General features: G+C 41.4%; 26 protein-coding genes and 1 pseudogene. 19 read left to right on the top strand and 8 right to left on the bottom strand.

Annotation, left to right across the window (positions count from 1 at the left end; all coding sequences use genetic code 11):
* Window positions 1-182: 182 nt before the first annotated feature.
* Together C4S39_RS11990 and C4S39_RS16095 are read right to left on the bottom strand one after the other, a co-directional pair.
* A complete protein-coding gene (locus C4S39_RS11990; RefSeq protein WP_103967218.1) occupies window positions 183-1274 on the bottom strand; it encodes a hypothetical protein in 1092 nt (363 codons plus the stop codon).
* A gap of 310 nt (window positions 1275-1584) precedes the next feature.
* Window positions 1585-1710 (bottom strand): annotated as a pseudogene (locus C4S39_RS16095) (helix-turn-helix domain-containing protein); the annotation flags it as partial.
* A gap of 86 nt (window positions 1711-1796) precedes the next feature.
* Between C4S39_RS16095 and C4S39_RS11980 the strand changes: the two are divergent.
* On the top strand, window positions 1797-2612 hold the full coding sequence (locus C4S39_RS11980; RefSeq protein ID WP_219817955.1) for a PQQ-dependent sugar dehydrogenase: 816 nt from the start codon (window positions 1797-1799) through the stop codon (window positions 2610-2612).
* 92 nt (window positions 2613-2704) lie between these two features.
* Here C4S39_RS11980 and C4S39_RS11975 read toward each other — a convergent pair whose 3' ends face one another.
* From C4S39_RS11975 to C4S39_RS16090, 3 genes are all read right to left on the bottom strand, one after another.
* On the bottom strand, window positions 2705-3145 hold the full coding sequence (locus C4S39_RS11975) for a hypothetical protein (RefSeq protein WP_103967217.1): 441 nt from the start codon (window positions 3143-3145) through the stop codon (window positions 2705-2707).
* A gap of 104 nt (window positions 3146-3249) precedes the next feature.
* Window positions 3250-3504 (bottom strand): BrnA antitoxin family protein, encoded by a 255-nt coding sequence (locus C4S39_RS11970; protein WP_103967216.1) that lies wholly within the window; start codon window positions 3502-3504, stop codon window positions 3250-3252.
* Window positions 3470-3691 carry a BrnT family toxin gene (locus C4S39_RS16090; RefSeq protein ID WP_219817953.1) on the bottom strand — a complete coding sequence of 74 codons (222 nt, stop codon included), beginning with the start codon at window positions 3689-3691 and terminating at the stop codon, window positions 3470-3472. The genes C4S39_RS11970 and C4S39_RS16090 overlap by 35 nt, the downstream gene beginning before the upstream one ends.
* Window positions 3692-3994: 303 nt before the next feature.
* Here C4S39_RS16090 and C4S39_RS11960 point away from each other — a divergent pair, with 303 nt between their 5' ends.
* The 6 genes from C4S39_RS11960 to tnpA all read left to right on the top strand — a co-directional run bounded on the left by C4S39_RS11960 (window position 3995) and on the right by tnpA (window position 8517).
* Window positions 3995-4573, top strand: a complete 579-nt coding sequence (locus C4S39_RS11960) for a recombinase family protein (RefSeq protein WP_103967215.1) — start codon at window positions 3995-3997, stop codon at window positions 4571-4573.
* A 104-nt stretch (window positions 4574-4677) separates the two neighbouring features.
* Complete coding sequence (locus tag C4S39_RS16150) at window positions 4678-4917, top strand: AbrB/MazE/SpoVT family DNA-binding domain-containing protein (RefSeq protein WP_103967214.1); 240 nt, start codon at window positions 4678-4680, stop codon at window positions 4915-4917.
* A gap of 17 nt (window positions 4918-4934) precedes the next feature.
* Window positions 4935-5189 (top strand): PIN domain-containing protein, encoded by a 255-nt coding sequence (locus C4S39_RS11950; RefSeq protein WP_181023817.1) that lies wholly within the window; start codon window positions 4935-4937, stop codon window positions 5187-5189.
* A 1370-nt stretch (window positions 5190-6559) separates the two neighbouring features.
* On the top strand, window positions 6560-7213 hold the full coding sequence (locus C4S39_RS11940; protein WP_097107564.1) for a ParA family protein: 654 nt from the start codon (window positions 6560-6562) through the stop codon (window positions 7211-7213).
* Entirely contained in the window at window positions 7213-7464 is a 252-nt protein-coding gene (locus C4S39_RS11935) for a hypothetical protein (RefSeq protein ID WP_097107561.1), read from the top strand. Before C4S39_RS11940 ends, C4S39_RS11935 begins: the two co-directional genes overlap by 1 nt.
* 615 nt (window positions 7465-8079) lie before the next feature.
* Window positions 8080-8517 carry an IS200/IS605 family transposase gene (gene tnpA / locus C4S39_RS11930; protein ID WP_097106033.1) on the top strand — a complete coding sequence of 146 codons (438 nt, stop codon included), beginning with the start codon at window positions 8080-8082 and terminating at the stop codon, window positions 8515-8517.
* Between the two features lie 97 nt (window positions 8518-8614).
* Here tnpA and C4S39_RS11925 read toward each other — a convergent pair whose 3' ends face one another.
* The gene (locus C4S39_RS11925; protein WP_103967212.1) at window positions 8615-8944 is read right to left on the bottom strand and encodes a KfrB domain-containing protein; all 330 of its coding nucleotides are present in this window, start codon (window positions 8942-8944) and stop codon (window positions 8615-8617) included.
* Between the two features lie 153 nt (window positions 8945-9097).
* Between C4S39_RS11925 and C4S39_RS15175 the strand changes: the two genes are divergently transcribed.
* Window positions 9098-9307, top strand: coding sequence for a hypothetical protein (locus tag C4S39_RS15175; protein ID WP_146059767.1), 210 nt, complete (start codon window positions 9098-9100; stop codon window positions 9305-9307).
* 421 nt (window positions 9308-9728) lie between these two features.
* Here C4S39_RS15175 and C4S39_RS11920 read toward each other — a convergent pair whose 3' ends face one another.
* On the bottom strand, window positions 9729-10796 hold the full coding sequence (locus tag C4S39_RS11920) for a hypothetical protein (RefSeq protein WP_258039429.1): 1068 nt from the start codon (window positions 10794-10796) through the stop codon (window positions 9729-9731).
* A 143-nt stretch (window positions 10797-10939) separates the two neighbouring features.
* Window positions 10940-11848 (bottom strand): ParB/RepB/Spo0J family partition protein, encoded by a 909-nt coding sequence (locus tag C4S39_RS11915; RefSeq protein ID WP_103967211.1) that lies wholly within the window; start codon window positions 11846-11848, stop codon window positions 10940-10942.
* A 239-nt stretch (window positions 11849-12087) separates the two neighbouring features.
* Here C4S39_RS11915 and C4S39_RS11910 point away from each other — a divergent pair, with 239 nt between their 5' ends.
* The 11 genes from C4S39_RS11910 to C4S39_RS11860 all read left to right on the top strand — a co-directional run bounded on the left by C4S39_RS11910 (window position 12088) and on the right by C4S39_RS11860 (window position 21330).
* Window positions 12088-12471: a helix-turn-helix domain-containing protein gene (locus C4S39_RS11910; RefSeq protein WP_103967237.1), complete on the top strand. Its 384-nt coding sequence runs from the start codon at window positions 12088-12090 to the stop codon at window positions 12469-12471.
* Between the two features lie 62 nt (window positions 12472-12533).
* Window positions 12534-13496 (top strand): P-type conjugative transfer ATPase TrbB, encoded by a 963-nt coding sequence (gene trbB / locus C4S39_RS11905; protein ID WP_181023816.1) that lies wholly within the window; start codon window positions 12534-12536, stop codon window positions 13494-13496.
* 18 nt (window positions 13497-13514) lie between these two features.
* Window positions 13515-13949, top strand: a complete 435-nt coding sequence (locus C4S39_RS11900; RefSeq protein WP_103967210.1) for a TrbC/VirB2 family protein — start codon at window positions 13515-13517, stop codon at window positions 13947-13949.
* Window positions 13950-13951: 2 nt separating this feature from the next.
* Complete coding sequence (locus C4S39_RS11895; RefSeq protein ID WP_097107551.1) at window positions 13952-14263, top strand: conjugal transfer protein TrbD; 312 nt, start codon at window positions 13952-13954, stop codon at window positions 14261-14263.
* The gene (locus tag C4S39_RS11890) at window positions 14260-16794 is read left to right on the top strand and encodes a VirB4 family type IV secretion/conjugal transfer ATPase (RefSeq protein WP_103967209.1); all 2535 of its coding nucleotides are present in this window, start codon (window positions 14260-14262) and stop codon (window positions 16792-16794) included. Before C4S39_RS11895 ends, C4S39_RS11890 begins: the two co-directional genes overlap by 4 nt.
* Window positions 16791-17546, top strand: a complete 756-nt coding sequence (locus C4S39_RS11885) for a VirB8/TrbF family protein (protein WP_103967208.1) — start codon at window positions 16791-16793, stop codon at window positions 17544-17546. The genes C4S39_RS11890 and C4S39_RS11885 overlap by 4 nt, the downstream gene beginning before the upstream one ends.
* A gap of 13 nt (window positions 17547-17559) precedes the next feature.
* Window positions 17560-18471, top strand: a complete 912-nt coding sequence (gene trbG / locus C4S39_RS11880; RefSeq protein ID WP_103967207.1) for a P-type conjugative transfer protein TrbG — start codon at window positions 17560-17562, stop codon at window positions 18469-18471.
* Between the two features lies 1 nt (window position 18472).
* Window positions 18473-18910 carry a conjugal transfer protein TrbH gene (locus C4S39_RS11875; protein WP_103967206.1) on the top strand — a complete coding sequence of 146 codons (438 nt, stop codon included), beginning with the start codon at window positions 18473-18475 and terminating at the stop codon, window positions 18908-18910.
* Window positions 18911-18917: 7 nt separating this feature from the next.
* On the top strand, window positions 18918-20288 hold the full coding sequence (locus tag C4S39_RS11870; protein ID WP_103967235.1) for a TrbI/VirB10 family protein: 1371 nt from the start codon (window positions 18918-18920) through the stop codon (window positions 20286-20288).
* A 17-nt stretch (window positions 20289-20305) separates the two neighbouring features.
* On the top strand, window positions 20306-21103 hold the full coding sequence (gene trbJ, locus C4S39_RS11865; RefSeq protein ID WP_103967205.1) for a P-type conjugative transfer protein TrbJ: 798 nt from the start codon (window positions 20306-20308) through the stop codon (window positions 21101-21103).
* 32 nt (window positions 21104-21135) lie between these two features.
* Entirely contained in the window at window positions 21136-21330 is a 195-nt protein-coding gene (locus C4S39_RS11860) for a hypothetical protein (RefSeq protein ID WP_103967204.1), read from the top strand.
* The last annotated feature ends 31 nt before the right edge of the window (window positions 21331-21361 follow it).

Here is a 21361-nt window from a genome sequence, read left to right as displayed (position 1 = left end):
GCGCATTAAACGATGTTAGATGGTGGCGTTGGACGCTTACCTTACCTAGTCGAATAATCCAAAAGAACATCCCCTTCAGGCTACTCGACCGTATATAGCCTTATCAAAGTCAAAGTTACAACAACCACTAAAACAAAAAGCCCGCAGAAGCGGGCTATTAGAGTGTACCAGTTTTTAATAAATTAGAGTTTTTGATAATCGACATTAAACTTAATATTCACAGTTCCTCTAATTATTTCAGGAGTAGTCTTAATAATTATTTGTGCACTCTTACCATCTTCATCTACTTTCGGAATTGTTCTAACTATAGTACCAACTGCTGCATTATTAGTGCCTCCACTTGTATTTATCCTGCTGTAATCAATTTCTCCAGTTGCATTCAGTAACTTAAATTTAGATGTAGGATCAATAGAAATTGAACATGTCACTTCTTTGTCATTCCCAATATTATTTACTGAATCATCAATAGTTACAGCATTTACGTTAAATTGTATTACCTCCGATTTTGCATATCCTAAATGATTTATTCTTTTAAAATATTCATCAAATATTCTGGCTCCTTTTGGACAAACAACTTTCAGTATTGGATTTTCTTGTGGTGTCACAATAGCGGGTAAAGAGTGAGGTGTATCCCATATCAAAGATTTATCTTCTGCAAAGAAAGCTACATCAACAGCTGCATCATTATTTCGAGTACAAATATCTCCTATTATAGAAAGCCCTATTTTTTTTCCTTTCGCTAAATTATCTGTACAAGTAGCATTTGTTACGACTCGAGACAGTACCTTCACTTTTTCTGTAGACCCATCAGAGTTGTGCTTGACTTGCATAATAAAAGTACGTGGATCTTGACCCTGAATTAATCGAGCATGAAGTCCATATCTGTTAAAACATGCAAGCATATTATTTGAAGCAGTTTCATTAATTTTTCTTACAAAATCTGTTGTGTGGGACTTGTAGCGATCCTCATATGATTGATCAGAGCAGTATTCAGAAGAAAATGTTGACCAACTTTGCTCTTCTTGATTGAATCCTAAATCTAAGGATTCGTAACCTAAGGAAGTAGCTACAGATTGAGCTTCCTTACTACTTGAGAATTGTTTTTGACAAAACCAAGATTTAAATGATGCAGCTCTGCCAACATCAGTCGTACTTAAAGAAACATCATACATACCATGTTCAGCAAATGCTCTGCAATGATCATCTTGTGCAATAGCTGAGAAGGGTAAAAACAGCATAAGGGTAACAAAATATTTTGCGGAAACTTTGTTCATGATTTTCCTTTTAAAATGAAAACTGCGTAAAATGAATAACCCGCAGCAAGCTACTGGGTATCAACAGAGATATAATTTCAATTGTTCGCTGCAAGCAGCGGGGAATTAGACCCAGTAGAGATTAAAATTGTTGGATTTATTTTTAATAACTTAGATAAGAATTTCACCTAAATAAACATGGAAAAATTCTTTGTAAATAATAACAAACTTTTTATTGAGCCATATTAAAAATTTCCATTAGCGGGTGTGTGTAAATGCTTATTGAACGGTACTTTAACAGCTTACAAACAAAAGCTGAGATGTCGTATTTTCAAAGGTTGTCATGTTCTTTGAGTATTTTATAGACCGCTGATCGCCCTCTTCCCAAATTTCTGGCAATATCAGTAGCACCAACGCCTTTATCTTTCATAGCCAGTGCTTTTGCTTGGTCAACAGTCCGTTTCCGACCAAATTTTACTCACCTGATTTTAGCTTCTACCCGTCCTTCATTAGTTCGCTCAAGAATCCTTTGGTGAGCTATATATCGCAAACGCAAATGCTATTGTCAAAGTGCCTTATACGGATGGTCAAACTGAAATCAATACTGTGCCAGTCAAAGTCACTGATCTTCCCGCCGGTATTAACCATCATTGGACGAAGAATTTACTGGCCAGCACCGACGGCAAAAGGCTCTATGTAACGGTAGGATCTAACAGTAACGTTGGAGAAAATGGTTTAGATATTGAAGAAGGAAGAGCTGCCATTTGGGAGTTGGATATTCAGACCGGAGAGAAACGTTTGTACGCCAGTGGATTGCGTAATCCTAACGGGCTCGCTTGGGAACCCGAGACTAATACTTTGTGGACCGTCGTCAATGAACGAGACGAACTTGGTAACGATCTCGTTCCTGACTATCTAACGTCCGTAAAAGATGGGGCGTTCTACGGTTGGCCATGGAGCTACTTCGGCGCGCACGTGGATTCCAGAGTCAAACCACTTCGTCCTGACATGGTAGCTAAAGCAATTGCGCCTGATTATGCGCTTGGCACGCATGTTGCGCCCCTTGGCCTTACTTTCTCAAATCATCATTCAATGCCGCCGGCCTTTGCAAACGGAGCATTCATCGGAGAACACGGATCGTGGAATCGCAATCCCCCGGCGGGATACAAGGTTGTATTTGTTCCCTTTAGCGCGGGCAAACCGAGCGGCATGCCGGTTGATTTTCTCACAGGCTTTCTTAACACAAAAGGAGAAGCATTAGGGCGGCCTGTCGGGGTAACGTTTGACAAAACAGGTGCATTACTCGTGGCTGATGATGTGGGCAACATCGTTTGGCGTGTATCACCGGACGGAACTTAACAATAGAGAATAAGCCTGGTTTGTAATTTAACAATTTTTGGGCCGGACCCCTTACCATTACTAGTGCCTGCCATTACAGCTATTACACATAATTACTCTGCTTTTTCTTTTAGTCGCTTTCCTTCACTTTCTAATACTTCTCCTTCGTTTTCTAACTCTACAATGGCTTTTTTAACTTTTTCTTCATCTCTAAAATCAGAATCTGAGTTTAACAATGTTCGAAGGTCATTTTGTTTTTGATCCCAATGGTCTTTTCGTTGCTTCCAACTATCAATTTCTTCGCGTAATTCGCCGCCTTGTTCTTTGACTTTACTTAAGAGATTATTCATATTATCAAGTGCCTCGTCATACTTCCCATTCTGAAATTTCTGATACTCAGATTTCAAGAGATCTGCGCCAGCGCCTACAACTTCGGCTCCTTTGCTAAAAATTTCTTGCGCCTGCTCTTTTTCCTGAGCGGTGCCATAAAAATAATTGTAGCCCAAAAGCGCAATGACTAAAAAAAATGCCGTGGTGATAATGAATCGAATCATTGTAATTTTATTTATAAAAAACAGTTTTCAAGTGAGAAATAACCACAGAATATTCTGTTGCAAAGAATAGAGCTGTTTTATTATCCTTTGCAATAAGGCGCTAATTACAATTCGTTTTTATGAGCTTCATAAAAGCTTCTTAAAACAGTATTCATTTTGGTTTGGTAGCCTTTACCTTGATTTTTAAACCATTCGACCATATCCGCATCAAAGCGTACCGTTAAACGTTCTTTTTTCTCAGGATGCACAAGTACTGCATTTTTCCAGAAAGTCTTGTCAAGTTCTGGAATGTCGCAGCAATCTATGTCTTCATCCTTAATAGCTTTAATTTCCTTCAGTCGTTTTTTTGATATGCTCATTGTACAATCTCCTTTCTTTCATCTTGGCCGGTCTCGCTGAAATAATACGCGTTAGACCATTTCTATTTGTATGAACAACAACGATGATGATTTTCCCATCAAGCGAACCAATGCTTATTTTTCGCGCCTCGTTGTAATCTTTACGATTATCAATCCATGTAAAAACATCGTTTTTAAAATTTGGCACGCTTCATTAAAACCAATGCCATGCTTCTTTAGATTTGCTTTGTCTTTATCTGGATTCCATTCATAGCGCATTTATTATATGTACAATATGTATGCACAAATGTCAAGCAATGTATGTTTCGTGAAATATTACCAAAACTTCCTACTAAAACCCCCTTTTGACTGTTCTCAAAACGATCGTTTTTAGAACAACAAGCCCCCTACCCTAACATGATATAAAAACCCCTGATAATGTGTTCCAAAACATTGTTCCGAATAAATCGTTCTGTTAATATCCTAAAAAACCGTTTTAGGAACATAAAATATGTTGATTGGCTATGCGCGAGTTTCCACCCTGGATCAAAATCCACAATTACAGATTGAAGCGCTGAAAGAAGCGGGATGTAAAAAGATATTTACTGAAAAAATATCAGGAGCAAGTACAAAACGATTTCAGTTGGAAGATGCGCTTCATTATATGCGTGAAGGCGATACGCTGGTAATCTGGAAACTCTCCCGTCTAGCACGATCGCTGACTCAAATCATTAACACGGTCAAAAATCTTGAAGATCGCCAGATCGGACTCAAAGTCATCACGCAAAATATCGATACCGGCACCCCGGAAGGCAGATTGTTCTTTCACATGAATGCGGCTTTTGACCAGTTTCAACGCGAAATGATTGTTGAAAATACCCGGGCAGGTCTGCAATCCGCACGCAGGAATGGTCGTATTGGCGGCAGGCCCACATTAATGACAGGGGATAAAATACGCACAGCACAAGCCATGCTCAAAGATACCGAGAATTACCCATTTATCTCCGACATCATTAAAACCCTTGGTATCGGCAGAACAACCTTCTATCGTCACTTCCCACCAGAACGGTTAGGTCAGTTTAGAACATGACATTATGTGCTTGGCGCATCACGAGGAAATCTTAACCTCCAGCTGCCTTACCAATATGTAAGGAATACAATGAAGGCTATCTCTTAGTCAAAGAAAAATTAATTATGTCGACAGCGAAAATTACCAGCAAAGGTCAGATCACCATTCCAATTGAGATCCGTACTTTATTAGATCTCCAGAATGGTGACAAAGTTAATTTTATCGTAAGTGATTCTGGGCAAGTCAATTTTATTCCTGTAACCAAAAATATTACCACTTTAAAAGGCATTATCCCCAAACCAGAAAAAGCAGTCAGTATCGAAGATATGAAAAACACCATTAAAGCCAAAAGCACCCAGTCTTGAAAGGTTTAGATACTAATGTGTTGGTACGCTATTTGGCCCAGGATGATCCCAGTCAATCGACTCAAGCCACTCAATATATTGAGATGTATTGTACGACTGACAGTCCATGTTTTATAAGTCAGATAGTTTTATGTGAATTGGCGTGGGTATTGGAAAATAATTATAATCAGAGCCGTGATGACATTGCATCGATGGTCGAAAACATATTACAAGTTAGCCAGTTGGAAGTAATGGAATCAGAAGCAGTTTGGCGAGCACTCAATGACTATTAAAACTCTAATGTTGACTTTCCCGATCATCTATTGGCATGGATCAATGAAGCGAAAGGTTGCACAGAAACAATGACGTTTGATAAGAAAGTATCCAAACAACCTGGCTTTCAACTGCTAAGGTGAATCAACCTAGTAGCTTCGTAGTAAAAATACCTGCACCAACGTTCAATAGCTCAAATGATCGGTGAAGCACCCTACTCTATCTGTGCATCGATTTGAGGATCAAAAACTTGAGAATCATCCGATTTTGAGACCCTTGCATAACCAATTAGCATAATTTTATCAATTTCAGAAACGACCCCTAATGTGCCATGTCAAAATCACAAAAACAATACATTGCGATCTATGTCTATAAATGATGACTTGGGACACACTACTTCTTGCTTACACACACCAAAAAATTAGATACGCAAAACCTGAGGCTAAATTCCTCTTTTTACAAAATTTGATCTGCGCGCTCTTTAACTATACCCGTGTTGCCTTACGGTGCAGAAAATCAAGAACGGCGCGATATGCTAACTTCAAAAACAAAAACTATAATGTTCTCCGTGGTAAGATCACTGGGGCTTACAAGTTTAAATCATATTAATGATATGGTCTTATCATGTTATGTTGAAAACATGATAAGACCATATCATGAAATAACTATACTCATAAACAACGTCATATCGTTATCAAGATACACATATATCTAGTATCTGTTTCCTGACATCATGCTATCTCATTAACAACATATCCATACATCATGATACTAATATATCATGTAATTTAGTTATCATGGTATCTATATACCATTTTATCTACATAATTAGATGGCCATATATCCACTTAACTTGATATAATGTTTTCATGATACGTTGATATCCTAGTATTCGGATTTCGATGCCCTGCTATCTTATTAACTACATATCCACATATCATGGTATATACGTACAATAATAGCTTATTTATTGCCGACATGATTTCATGGTATCTTCTTACATTGATATCTACATACAATGATATATTGATAACATGATACATAGATATCCTATTATCTGTATTTCATGAAACATGCTATTTTATTAAATCCATATATCATGATATGTATATTACTATTTATCATGGTACTTATATATCATGAATTATTGTTATCAAGTCATCATAATACCATGTTATCTATATAATATTATAACCGTATATCCACTTAACTTGATATAATGTTTTCATGATACGTTGATATCCTAGTATTCGGATTTCAATGCCATGCTATCTTATTAAACACATATCCAGATATAATGATATACGCATATCACATTATCATGAAACGATGTTATATGGTAAGCTTGATATCCTCGTATAGAGATATGTTTATAACAGGATATCATGATATGTCTTATAAAATAGCAATGGTTGCTCAAAAAGGTGGGGTAGGAAAATCGACTTTAGCAAGAATTATCGCTGTAGAAGCCGCTAAAGGGGGCTTAAAGACTAAAATAGCAGACTTGGATACACAACAAACAACAAGCGTAAACTGGTCAGCCAGACGCGCAGAAAACGGTATTACACCTGATATCCGCGCAGAAGCTTTCAGTTCAATTGAAACAGCATTAAAGGACGCAGATAACTTTGATCTCTATATCTTTGATGGAGCACCACACTCATCAAAAGAGACACAAAAAGTTTGTCATGTAGTCGATATGGTTATTATTCCTACGAGTGAAGGATTAGATGACCTTCAACCTTCTGTAGTCTTAGCAAATAATCTCTTAAAAGCAGGTATATCTGCTAAAAAAATAGCTTTTGCTCTGTGTATTACATCTGATTCGGAGCGAGAGATTTTAGGTGCAAGAGAATATCTTGAGCAAACCCCATATACAGTATTAGAGGGTGAAATACCATTTCGCTCTTCCTTTAAGACTGCAATGGATAAAGGAAAAGCGATTACTGAAACATCATTTCCAACACTTCGAAAGAAAGCTGACACAATGGCTCAGAACATAATTGATGCCGTTGCGATAGCTGCAGAAAAGGAGATAGCATAATGGCCAATCTTACAAAACTTAAACCTAAATCAGGAAAGGGAATACCGCCTGCACCCGAAGAAACAAATAATAATCTACAAGCCCCGGCACGCGAAAAATCAGATAAAAAAACTGTTTTGCAATTTTCTATTCCTGAGACTATACAAAGGGAGTTTTCAAGTGAAGCAGGGCACCGTTTCGGATTTAAGAAAGGTTCTAAATCGGATTTATTCGTTGCTATGTGGGAAGCATATAAAAATAATAAATCATGATATCCAGTTATCATGATTTATTGGATTATAGACATAATTTACTATACTAGAATGCGTACAAAATAATACCGAAAAGGAAGTAGGGGATATATTTGCGGAACTTAAGATCGTAATAAAGTTTCTGAAATAACATCGCTAAGGTAAAAAAGTTTAGCCGATATTCCGATTATTTTCATTTAAAGTTAATGGATCCATGTTCCAATTAAAAATTGGAAAATCAGAAACTTTTTTACGCTTAAACTTGCAATCCTACGTGGTTTTGCCACGGTGGGAGGTGCAGGATGTGGGAAGAGAATTTATTTTACGGTTTTAAAAAAGGTAATATTGTTTCATTTTTAAGTGTGTAATAAGAAACCTATCGTGCGTTATATACCTTTATGCAGATTATGCTTGTGCGTGCCAAAATACTCTGTTAGCTTTGCTTGAAGGGCACGTTTAACCCAAGTTTTGGTGAATTGTTCGAGAATATTATTTTCTCCGATTAAATCTTCTGTCTTTTTGTATTTGGTTAATAAATTGTCAATTAAGACGATCGAGAGTTATGTGTAGTTGTTTTTAACTTGCGATTCCCCGTGGTCTTGCCACGGGGATCTAATTAGGCTTTAGAATGATGGGATGCGAGATGTCGTAGAGAAGGCGATCCACTGTGCGTGGCAGATACATTATCACATTGTATTTCCTGTGAAATACAGACGGGGACTGTTAGATGACGCAGTTGTAAAAATCATTATGATGACTGCGAAAGCGATAGAAGATCGATACGACATTGAGTTTGAGCAGATAGGTTGCGACGAAGACCACGTACATATACTTTGTACGGCACATCCGAAAATTGCACCGGGTCAGATTGTTAGGGTGTTCAAAAGCATAACAGCGCGGGAATTGTTTAAGTGGAAGCCGGATTTGAAACGAGATCTGTGGGGTGGTGAGTTTTGGACGGATGGCTATTATGTTGCAACTGTAGGGGAAAGAGCGGATTGGGGTGTGGTTGAGCGGTATGTAAAGAATCAAGGCAAACCAAAAGAAGAACTGCGTCAACTTGAGCTTTTCTAATACCCCGTGGTCTTGCCACGGGGTCTTTTATTCTAAAGGTCTATAAGAAATTTCCTGTTAGTGACTATTTACACTACCGTTATAGAAAAATTTAAGCTTACAATTTAAGATTCTGACCAAGTTTTAAAGAAACTTCAGTTGTATGTGTTTTATTATTTTCGTATTTTATATTTACGACGTGGCCTGTTTTTGGGATTTGATCAAAACAAGTTAAGTCATGCTTAATATAATGAGATCCATTTTTTTGATAAAGTACATTCTCTTTTTTATCGATATGGATTATTTCTCCAATATTCTCTTTCGATTGGTCCGCATTAACAGCATTGTATAAGTTATATATGCCAGGCTTAACTCCTTCAGCTTTGATGACTTTTTCTGTTTTCCACTCACCAGCAAAATCGTTTTGAACAAGTTTTTGGCCATTCATAACAAGTAATCGTTTTTTCATAATATCAAAATTGTTTATTTTTAAATGCGATTTTACAAGTCAACGAAAGCTTTGTTTTTCATTTATTTTCTTGGCGTTAGTTTTTTTGAATTGATTTTTATTGCTTATTCTGTAGTGAGGATTTCATAGTTATTGATTACTAATGATATTTCATATTGTTTAAGATTTGGAAGTATTTTGAATAAACTTTATGTGATTAATAAAGCACCCCGCCGCAAGCAGCGGGGTATTAATTTCGCTCTTCAATCTGCTGGTTTTCAACCAGCTTTCGCCCCAAGGGGCGGGGAATTAAACCCGGAAGAAATTAAAATAATGCTTAGTATATTTATAAGATTAAAATAAGAAAAGAATAGCAAGTTATCCACAGGATAGAAAGCCAATAATATCAATAAGCTATAGTTGTATAATTGTTTTAACTGCTGGTTAAACCTATAACTGATATTTTAATTGCTGGTTAAACCTATAACTCACTTATGTTTTTGCTGGTTAAACCTATAACTATCGTTGGTTAAACCTATAACTTAATTACTTATCTGCTAGTTAGACCTATATCTTTTTATCATATCTGTTGGTTAAACCTATAACATATTGAATGTCTTTTAGTTAAACCTATAATCAATTGCTGGTCAGACCTATAACTTCAAAATCTATTTGCTGGTCAAACCTATAACTAACACCGGTCAGACCTATAACTATCGCTGGTTAAACCTATAACTATTGCTGGTTAAACCTATATCCCGCTTACTTTCTGTTAAATCTGCCACTATGGTTTTTTAATTAACCGAATACCTGATTTTTGCGCTATAGTTTTTATATCAGTTGTTCGTTTATTTGAAGCTATTTGTTCTTTTATAAATTGCGGTGTTGCTTTAATTGTATATTTTATATCTGTAATTGCTCTAGCAGTCTTGCGTTCATCTGTAACATAACTTTGTATTACGCCCTTTTCTTTTAACTCTTCAAAGGCTGATAAAATTTTACTTCGATTGTTTCCTTCTTTATTCTGTTGTAATAGCCCACTTGCTTGTTTAATATCTGAATACATACAAGAGTAAGTCGTTATGTGACTGGCCTGTGTAAAGCGATTAATTAGTCGTTTATATAACCATCGGGTTAGTTGTTCATTACAACTCATTAAACGGTCATAGTTAAATTGCCGATAATCGAGGTTATTGATGCTATGACTGATGAAGAGGGGTAATCTAGCTATGTGATGGGTATCTGTGGAAGCGAGATATTCTTCACGACCAACGGTTACAAGATCTTGGAGAATAGCACCGCTCCATATTTCTTTTTTATTTTTATATAAAGCGATGTTACATTTATTCATTACCTCAATTGCTTGTTTAATTTCATCAATGCTTCTGGATCGTCCTTTCGTTTTAAGCGCCTTTTGTATCATTCCTAAAGTAAATTTAATCCAACTTTCTGTCTTTTCAGGGTCATGAATAGCATATTGTTGATCACTAAATATCTTCTTTAGTGCTTCTTCTACAAGTTCTTCTGTAACTCCAGGGAAAAAAGCTTTGTATTTTTTATCTTTTTGTTTAATCAATGCGGGTTGAATGGAAACGGTATATTCGTTTTCGTTTTCCTTGTATGCCCATTCGAATGGTTTAGCTAAACCATCAATAGTACGCAGTTTTTCAACTTGTTTAGAAGTAAAGAAATACTTCGGTATGCGCTCCCAAAGTTCAATTGTGTTAGAAACTTGACTTAGATCGTTAGTAACGAATTGAGAAAATAACTCAAGTTGTAAGCTTTTAATAGGAGCCTTAGGTGGTTTTTTCATTTGTTTGACTGTGTTTATTAAAACTGGCAGATTTTCCATTAGAAGCAAACCCCTTATTATTAACCCTGAAAGCAACTAGAAGGTTTTTTTACTTCAACCTTTCATCGTTTAAATCCAGTATAAAGAATATTAGCTAATAAAGAAAACCATTATATCGTTTGTTTTAGTAACTGTTGTTTAAATTAATCGCCTTTAATAGTTTTTCCAAACGTCACGAGTTTGTTGAGCAAGAATGTTAATTGGTTTTTTTCTTCTTTGCTTAATAATGTCAGTGTTTTGTCCAAGACATTGTTTTCCTTCTTTATAATTAAATAAAATTCATCGATCAATTTTACCATTGTAAGCAATGGTGAATGGCATTTAGTTGTTGGAATAGGGCTTGCAGACGCTGCAGTTATTTCTTCATGGGTAATATCATCTACTTCAGGATAATGAGTATCTTTATTTTTTATAAATTCGCGGAAAAGTTTAATGGAGCTGCGTGTGATCTCTTGATCCGGATTATGCAGCCATTTGGTTAGTCTTGACTGATCTTGTCTATAAGCTCTTACCAGGTCATTGATAATCATCACGTCTCGAATTTCACCTGAATTAAATAATTTCGCAATGGGATCAGGTAAATTCAGCAAGGTAAGATGTTGTGACACAAACCCTTCTGATTTGCCAATTTCCTTGGCAACTTCCACGCTCTTTAATCCTTTAGATACCTGTCTACCGATAAAATCAGCTATTTCTCTTGCCGTTAAATTGTCTCGCTGCAGGTTCTCAATAAGTTGATCTGATTGCGTATAATCAGAATCAATGAATGCGGGGATTGATTTCTTTCCGGCAAGGATCGATGCACGATAACGCCGCGCTCCGTGATTAATGATGAAATGCCCATCCTTATTCAGGTTGGGGTGCACGGAGATAGGTGTTTTTACGCCTCGAAGACGAATGGTGTCTGCAAGTTCTTGTAGGGTTATGGGGTCAAATTCGGTGCGGGGTTGGTTGGGGTCTTCTTCAATTAAATTTAATGGAAGATCTAAAGAGTCTACTGTGCTGATTTTATCTTTTTGTGGTTCTTTTAATGTATCAACGTTTTTCTTCATAACTTTTGTAAGTGATTTATATTACGTAATATTATTTATAAATGTCAATTCAGTAAATAAAGATTCTTTATTATCATTGTTCTTTTGATATATAACAGTAGCGACATATTGTAACTTAATGTTTAGCAGCGACAAATTGTCGCACTGGGTCGTGTAATTTAAGTTTATAGTTGTTCTCGAACAACGGGTTGTCTTTTTCTGAAAAAGAAACTAATTAATTTAATTTAATGGATAATAATTTGTACAATAAAATTCTTCTAACAAACATATTACGTCTAATCGAAGAACTGGGCATCAATAAAAAAAAGCTAGCCGAAAGATCAGGGATATCAACTTCATTTTTGTCTGATTTGACGCATGATAAAGCCAATCCATCACTTAGAATCATGGAGTCCATTGCCGATGCTTTAGAGACGCCACTTCCCGCACTCCTGGAGCTGACAAATATTGATAAAGCAGTCGTGGATGAACTTATGAAAGGTAAGCCTCAATCCAGATTGCCAGAAGGGTATGTTCACGTAAGTGCGCTCCTTACTGATTTTCAGGCATATCAAGTATCTCTTTGGAATGAAGAGAATAAGAAGCAAGTATTAACCCATAAAAAAAGAAAAGACAAAAAGTAGTTGCTTTAATTACATTCACGTTATATTGTAAATATAGTTAAACAATAAAACGGGATATATCCATGTTGGAATCTGAGGAAAGCTGCTCTACGCTGAAAGACAGAGCCAAGCGCAAGCTGGATCGAGACATGGGCCCATTATTAATCAATGCGCTAAATGATCCCCAAACCGTTGAAATAATGGTCAACGCCGATGGCCGCGTCTGGCAAGAAAAACTGGGTGAAACCATGGCATGTATCGGTGATTTGCGTCCAGCTCAGGCCGAAGCGATTATCAAAACAGTGGCCGGATACCACAGCAAGGAAATCACCAAGCTAAAACCTATTATTGAGGGCGAGTTTCCACTCGACGGCTCGCGCTTCGCGGGCCAACTTCCTCCCATCGTGTCATCCCCAACATTCGCTATCCGTAAAAAAGCCATTTCTATATTCACGTTAGAACAATACGTTGAACAAGAAATGATGACGGTTAAGCAATGCCGCATCATCAAATCAGCCGTTGCCGAACATCGCAATATCCTGGTTGTGGGTGGTACCGGCTCCGGTAAGACTACATTGGTTAATTCCATCATCAATGAAATGGTGATCCATGATCCGACTGAACGGATTTTCATCATTGAAGATACCGGCGAGATTCAATGCGCCGCTGAGAATTTCGTGCAATACCACACCAGCCTTGATGTTTCGATGACCCAACTACTCAAAACAACGCTGCGTATGCGCCCGAATCGGATATTGGTCGGGGAGGTGAGGGGAGAAGAAGCACTGGACTTACTCGATGCCTGGAACACGGGACATGAAGGCGGGGCAGCCACACTACACGCGAATGACGCGCTTTCAGGATTAACCAGACTAAACTCATTGATTACACGAAACAAATCAGCACCAGGGGATATTGATGCACTGATCGGAGAAGTTGTTCATTGTGTCGTGCATATTGTGCGCACCCCAACGGGTCGTCGTATTCAGGAAATCGTCGAAGTAGAAGGTCACAGGCGAGGAAGTTACCGCATCAAAAAATTCTAAATCTAAAAAGGGTATTAAATGAAATATGCAATAGCACTGGCAATCCCGAAGTTTAATGCTCTTAGTAACGTATTAATCTTATTAATTCTTTTTCTGCTGTTTGTTCCGGAGCTGGCACTTGCATCCGTGGGTGGCGGTGGCGCATTACCGTATGAAACCTGGCTGGTGAGTCTGAGAAACTCAGTCACGGGCCCGGTTGCTTTTACGCTCTCCATTGTCGGTATTGTTGTGGCCGGGGGTATTTTGATTTTTGGTGGTGAATTGAATGCTTTTTTCAGAACATTGATTTTTATCGTTCTGGTCATGGCGTTATTGATCGGCGCACAAAATATTATGACCAATCTTTTTGGCGGTGCGGTCATTTCATCCAGTGGCGAAGCATTACAACCCGCGCCAGAAACAACCCCTGAATTATTTACGCCAAGAAATAATATAAGCGAGGGTAGGGGATAGCCATGTCCCTGCGCCAAACACAAATCCGGCAATCGGCGAATCGTCCCAATCTTTTTATGGGGGGTGACCGGGAACTGGTCATGTTCTCCGGATTATTGGCTTTTGCGCTGATATTCAGTGCGTTTGAATTCAAGGCGTTTGTTTTTGGCACAACATTGTGGGTTTTTGCCTTGTTTGCGCTGCGCCTGATGGCAAAGAATGATCCGCTGTTACGCAAAGTGTATTTACGTCACCGCAAATACAGAACCTATTATCCGGCACGCAGTACGCCTTTCTACCAAAACACAAACACGCAAGGGAAACAATACCGATGATTGAGAGCGTCGTTTTCTTCTTCTCTGGCAGCGGGATGGTGATGCTATTCCTTTTGTTTCTGCGCATGAACGTCGTCGGGGGCAAATCAAAACTGGCTAAACATCGCGCTCAAGTTCCCGGTTTTGTGGATTTGCTTATTTATGCCTCGGTGGTTGATGATGGCGTGATTGTCGGCAAAGATGGATCACTTATGGCGGCGTGGGCCTATCAAGGTGTAGACTCCAATAGCAGTACGGAAGTTGAACGCAATCAAGTATCCTTACAAATTAACCATGCGTTATCACGCATGGGTTCCGGTTGGATGATCCATATCGATGCGGTTCGCAAACCCGCCCCAGGGTATTCAAATAAGGATGATTCATATTTTCCGGATGCGGTCTCAGCCGCGATTGATGAGGAACGACGCGAATTTTTCGAGCGCGTGGGTACGTTATACGAAAGTAGTTATGTGATAACCGCGACTTATTTACCGCCGCTGTTGGCACAACAAAAGTTTGTGGAACTGATGTTTGATGACGAGGGCGTGCCGGTTGATTCCAAAACCAGAACCATCGCCTTGCTTAACCATTTCAAGCGCGAATGCGCAAATATCGAATCACACCTGTCCAGTGTGTTCAGAATGAAGCGGTTACAAGGTAAAACGATAACTCAGGAAGATCATACGTCGGTTAACTATGATGCTTTTCTGCGCTGGATCCAATTTTGCATCAGCGGCCTTGACCATCCAGTGATTTTTCCCAAAAACCCCATCTATCTGGATGCGTTATTAAGTGGTCAGGAGTTTTGGGGTGGGGTGGTGCCTAAAATCGGGCACCATTTCATACAGGTGGTATCGATTGAGGGTTTTCCGCTGGCTTCATCGCCAGGGCTCATTAATTCACTCGCTGATTTGCCTTGTTTATACCGCTGGTCAACGCGATTCATTTTCATGGATACGCACGAGGCGGTCGGCCATCTGGAGAAATTCAGTAAAAAATGGAAACAAAAGATTCGCAGCTTCTTTGACCAGGTTTTCAATTCGCATAGCAGTCATGTTGATCAAAACGCCATGAATATGGTGAGTGACGCGCAAGCGGCCATTGCCGAGACCAATAGCGGCGAAGTTGCACAAGGCTACTATACCAGCGTGGTTGTGTTGATGAGCGAGAACCGGGGGGATTTAGAAGCATCCGCTCGTCAAGTGGCTAAAGCAGTCAATCATATGGGATTTACTGCCCGTATTGAAACCATCAACACCATCGATGCGTACCTGGGCAGCTTGCCGGGGCATGGGGTTGAGAATGTACGCCGCCCTCTATTGAACACTATGAATCTGGCTGATCTGATGCCAAGCAATACCGTATGGCCAGGAAAGAATGAAGCGCCTTGCCCGATGTATCCGCCCATGGCGGCACCCCTGATGCACTGTATTACTCAAGGGGCCACACCCTTTCGGTTAAACCTGCATGTGCGCGATCTGGGTCATACCTTCATGTTTGGCCCCACCGGTGCCGGTAAATCAACCCATCTGGCACTGATAGCCGCGCAATTGCGGCGTTACAAGGGCATGTCTATTTATTGCTTTGATAAAGGCATGTCCATGTATCCACTGACTCAAGCTGTCGGCGGCAAGCATTTTTGCGTGGCTTCCGAGGATGACGCGCTGGCGTTTTGCCCGCTTCAATTCCTGGAAACAAAAGGGGATCGCGCCTGGGCGCTGGAATGGATTAGCACCATTATCGAACTGAACAACATCACGATTATCCCGGCGCAACGCAATGAAATCAGTAACGCGATTACCAGCATGCACCGAAGTGGTGCCAAGACGTTATCGGAATTCGTGGTGACGATACAAGATGAAGCCATTCGCGATGTACTGGCGCAGTACACCATTGATGGCATGATGGGGCATTTGCTGGATGCAGACCATGACGGTTTGAGCCTGTCATCATTCACAACCTTTGAGATCGAGGAACTCATGAATCTGGGCCAGAAATATGCACTGCCCACGCTGTTATATCTGTTTCGACGCATAGAGCGAGACTTACACGGCCAACCGGCGGCAATCATCCTGGACGAAGCTTGGCTAATGCTCGCGCATGTCGCTTTTCGTGAAAAAATTCGTGAATGGCTAAAAGTCATGCGTAAAAACAATTGCCTGGTATTGATGGCCACGCAAAGCTTATCCGATGCCGCCAATAGCGGAATTCTGGATGTGATTGTCGAATCCACCGCAACCAAGATATTTCTGCCCAACGTACACGCACGTGATCAGGATACAGCGGCGCTGTATCGGCGCATGGGACTCAATAGCAGCCAGATTGAAATTATCGCCTCGGCGGTTTCCAAACGTCAATATTATTATGTATCCGAAGAGGGTAGAAGGCTCTACGACCTGGCGTTAGGCAAAGTAGCTTTAGCCTTTGTCGGCTCATCAGATAAAGAATCCATCGCCACCATTAAACAGCTGATCGCAAAATTTGGCGATAGTTGGGTTAAGGAATGGCTCGATATTAAAGGATTGAAACTAAATAATGAGGCCATGACATGAAGTCAATACAAGCATTACTCAATCTTCATCCCAAAAATGCACGATTAGCTGATGAATTCATAGAGGGTGGCCGCCGTGACGGGGAAAATGATAACCCTTATTTGTCGGCGCGGCGCTCCTGGAATGATCACATGGAGTCGGTGGCTGCATCGCGCAACATGTGGCAAATACTGGCAATACTGTCCTTAATGATCACCCTGGCAGCTGTGGGAGGGATTATTCATATTGGCAGCCAGTCGAAGTTTATTCCCTACGTGGTACAAATTGATCACCTGGGAGAGGCGATAGCAGTGTCACGGGCAGATATGGCGGCCCCGGCGGATCCTCGGGTGATTCATGCATCGGTTGCCTCGTTTATTAATGATTTACGGATGGTCACACCGGATATTGCACTTCAGCGCCGCGCAATATTTAGGGCCTATGCCATGCTCTCATCGGATGATGCGGCAACAGCTAAAACCAATGTTTGGTTAAACGGTACCGATACCAGCAGCCCTTTCAAACGTGCCGCCAATGAAACCGTCAATATTGAGATTATCTCAGTGATTCCGCAAAGCCCTGAAACCTGGCAGGTGATCTGGCAAGAATCGGTGTATGACCGTCAAGGGCATCCCAAGGAGCCGTCTTTCATGATGCGCGCGCTTTTGACGATCTATAGCATCGATTCAACCGCCAACACAACCGAAGATCAAATTCGCAATAACCCGCTCGGCATCTATGTTCGGGATTATTCCTGGGCTAAACAGATATAACAAGGCAATGACCATGAAATACGCTCACTATGCACTGATTGCACTCAGTATGGGTTTGCTTCCCTGCGAAGTCTTCGCGGTCGGCAGTAATTTTCCGGATTCCTATTTTGCAAAAGACAACCCAAAGCTCACGCCACAGGAAAGAGCATCCATTGAAATAGCCAGGAAATGGCAACAATCCAGTGCCACGGGGATCAAACCGGTTGCCGGACCCGATGGCACCATCCGCTTTTTATTTGGCGCACAACAACCCAGCATTGTCTGCGCAGTGCTGCAGGTTTGCGATATTCAGCTGCAACCCGGCGAACAAGTCAATTCCATTCACCTGGGCGATCAAGTGCGCTGGCAAGTCGAACCGGCAATCACCGGGCGTGGAGCATCCGAAGTGCAGCATTTAATCGTCAAACCGCTGGATGTCGGACTGGAAACCTCACTGGTCGTGACTACCGATCGGCGTACTTATCACCTGAGATTGAGATCACACCGACAGGAATTCATGCCGCGCGTGGCCTTTATTTATCCCGAAGATGCCCAGGCGAAATGGGATGCCGTGAAACTAAGAGAAACCCGCGCCATTGCCATTAAACAAGCCAGAATCATACCGTCAACGGGGGAGTATTTAGGCGATCTGGATTTTTTGTATAGCGTGTCAGGAACAGCTGCTTGGAAACCGCTGCGCGTCTATAACGATGGCAAGAAAACCATCATTCAGATGCCGACCACATTTTCGCAACAGGAAGCGCCGGTTTTAATGGTGGTGCGCAAAGAAGGGGGCTTTTTCTCAAAAGACACGCAGGTGATGGTGAATTATCGTTTGCAGCATGACCGGTACATCGTGGATGCAGTTTTTGATAAAGCGTATCTGATTGCGGGTGTAGGTAGCGATCAAAGCCGTGTAACGATTACCAAAACACAAGGAAATTAAAATGTTGCGGTTATCAATGCCTATTTTGCTATTCATGCTGGCCGGTTGTGCCACCACACCATACGGCAATTTTGTGGCGGCGAACGATGATACTCACAACAAAAGCATCGCTCATGATGTGACGCAGCAACTGATAGCGCTTTATCCACCGGCGAGCACTCAATTCAATCTGCAACACCCAACGACGGATTCATTTGGCGATGCTTTAGTGGAAAGTTTGCGAACCGGGGGCTATGCCATTATTGAGCATCAAAAGCCAAGCCATAACACTTCAACGGATACATCTTCATCGGGTGGCATGACACTTGGGTATATCTTTGACCGCATGGACGGCTTATACCGCCTCACAGTTCTGGTAGATCAGCATGTGCTGACTCGCGCGTATATTTCCAGCGAGAACACCATAAACCCAGCAGGTTATTGGGTGCGCAAGGAATAATATGAGCATGGCTGCTGACACATCGCCTGATACCGTCTCGTCATCGGGTGTGCGCCGGGTTAACAACCTACCGATTTATATTGTTGTCGGGATTATGCTGGTCTTTTTGCTGATCATGATGATAGTGGCGATGAACCGCGCAGAACCGCGAGAATCCGCGAACGCCGAGGAAAGCAAAAAAACGGGATCGAGTAATACACTGGCCGCGTTTATTACCGGTGAATACAAGGAAGGTTTTATTGAGCCAGAAAGACCGGCACCGATGGAACCTGCGCTGGATTTACCATCCGAAATCATCATTGCACGCCCTGGTAATCATGACAATTTGGATTTACCGCCTTTGCCACCGCCCACATCGCTCAGCATGCAAGAAATTAACCCGGATTTAGAGCATATTCGCATGATGAAATTGCAGCTATTCGAGCAAGCGGTCAAAGCAAAAACACATGTGCCAATGGAAGCACCGCGCAGTGCGGGTTCAGCCTTAACATCCACCCCTAACAGGGAAGAAGCCTTGGCGCGAATAGCCGCGGTCAGACAACAAGTCGACGCACAAGTCAAAGATGATCCTGCCGCTAATTATCTGGCGCGATTGCAACACATCAGAGACAGTGGGGCTATCAGTGGCCGGGATAGTCTGGATGGCCTGGATAGCATGAATAGTTTGGCGCCGGAATTAATCGACGCCGATTCAAAAAGACCCAATAATGATTATGCAAACTTTGATGCAACAGGGCAGGGGAATCGTTGGGCGTTGAATAGCCAACCAGCAGCACCCGAAACACCGTATAGCCTGCTGACCGGATTTGTCATACCGGCAGTGCTTATTTCCGGTATTAATTCAGAACTGCCCGGCCAGATCATGGCACAAGTCAGCCAGGACATTTATGACACGCCCATTGGCAAACACCGTCTGGTACCTCAAGGTGCGCGGCTGGTTGGAGAATATTCCAGTGAGGTCGCCTATGGCCAATCGCGCGTGCTGGTGGCCTGGCAACGGATTATCTTCCCGGATGGCAAGACCATGGATATCGGTGCGATGCCGGGTGCTGACGGTATCGGTCAGGTGGGATTCAAGGATCAGGTGAATAATCATTATTTGCGCATATTTGGTTCAGCTTTATTGATGTCGGCTGTGATTGCCGGTGCCACGTACAGTCAGCGTGATGCCGGGGGAGGGGGTGTCTTCGGGCGGCAAAATGCCGGTAGCATATTAAGTCAATCGCTAGGCCAGCAACTGGGCCAAGCCACCACGCGCTTAATGATGAAAAACCTGAATATTGCGCCCACACTGGAAATACGTCCAGGGTTTAGATTCAACGTCATTGTCACCAAGGACCTGGTGTTTACTAAACCATATCAATCATTTGATTATTAATCCAAGGAGCATCTCGCATGATAAACCGTAAGAATCTAACCGCCCTTGGGGTAGCAATCCTGCTTGCAACCGGCGACGCTGGGTATTCATCCATAAGCCGGGCAGGGGGGATGGCTGTGATTGATCTATCCAACATAAAACAGACTACGGTTACCGCTTATGAGAGTGTAGAGATGCGGCTCAAGCAGATCGATCAGTATCGAACGCAATTGCAGCAATATGAAAACATGCTCAGAAACACGGTAGCACCGGCGGCTTATGTTTGGGCCAAAGCGGAATATACGATGAATCGGTTAGTTCAAGCGTCCAATACCCTTAAATATTATCAAGATCAGGGCGGGGTAGAGAACTATCTGAACCGGTACCGAAACGCGAGTTATTACAGTGGTTCACCCTGTTTTAATCTCGGGGGTAATTGCTCAGACACCGCCTGGGATTTGATCAAGCAAGGGCAAACAACCAGCACCAACGCGCAAAAAAGTGCTAATGATGCATCATTGCGGGGCTTGGAAATCCATCAAGACGGAGTACCTCTTGATGCCGCGCATTTGCAATTGCTGCAATCGCGGGCTGAAACTGCAGGCGGGCAGTTGGAAGCGATTCAGTACGCCAATCAATTGGCGGCCTATCAGTCCAATCAACTGTTGCAACTGCGCACCATGATGATTGCACAGTTTAACGCAGAAAATGCAAGAAATCAGGCGCAAACGGATCGAGAAGCCATGCAGCAAGCCGCACATCAGGCTGCAACCAAACGCCTAAGTCCAATTAATTTTCCGGCACCAAAAATCTGGAATGTCAGAGACGCATTTTAATTTAATTTAATTTAAAACCAAAGGACACAATCATGAAAACAATCCAAACCATCATTATTGCGATGAATGCGACTTTGCTTCTGACCTTGGCTGGTTGTCAGGAGCCTAAGGGATATTTGGAGCTTAAGGAACCTAAACCGGAACTTAAAGGAGACGCAATACGCTGGACTGTGGATGGGCCTGTTGATGCATCAGGTAATCCTATCGAACTTCAAGAAGTAAAGTAGCAATAGAAATCTAGTGATAAGAGGATCAACC

The sequence above is a fragment of the Nitrosomonas ureae genome (genome assembly GCF_900108305.1).
In the GTDB taxonomy this organism is placed as follows: Bacteria; Pseudomonadota; Gammaproteobacteria; order Burkholderiales; family Nitrosomonadaceae; genus Nitrosomonas; species Nitrosomonas ureae_B.
This window is presented reverse-complemented; position numbering and strand designations above follow the sequence as displayed.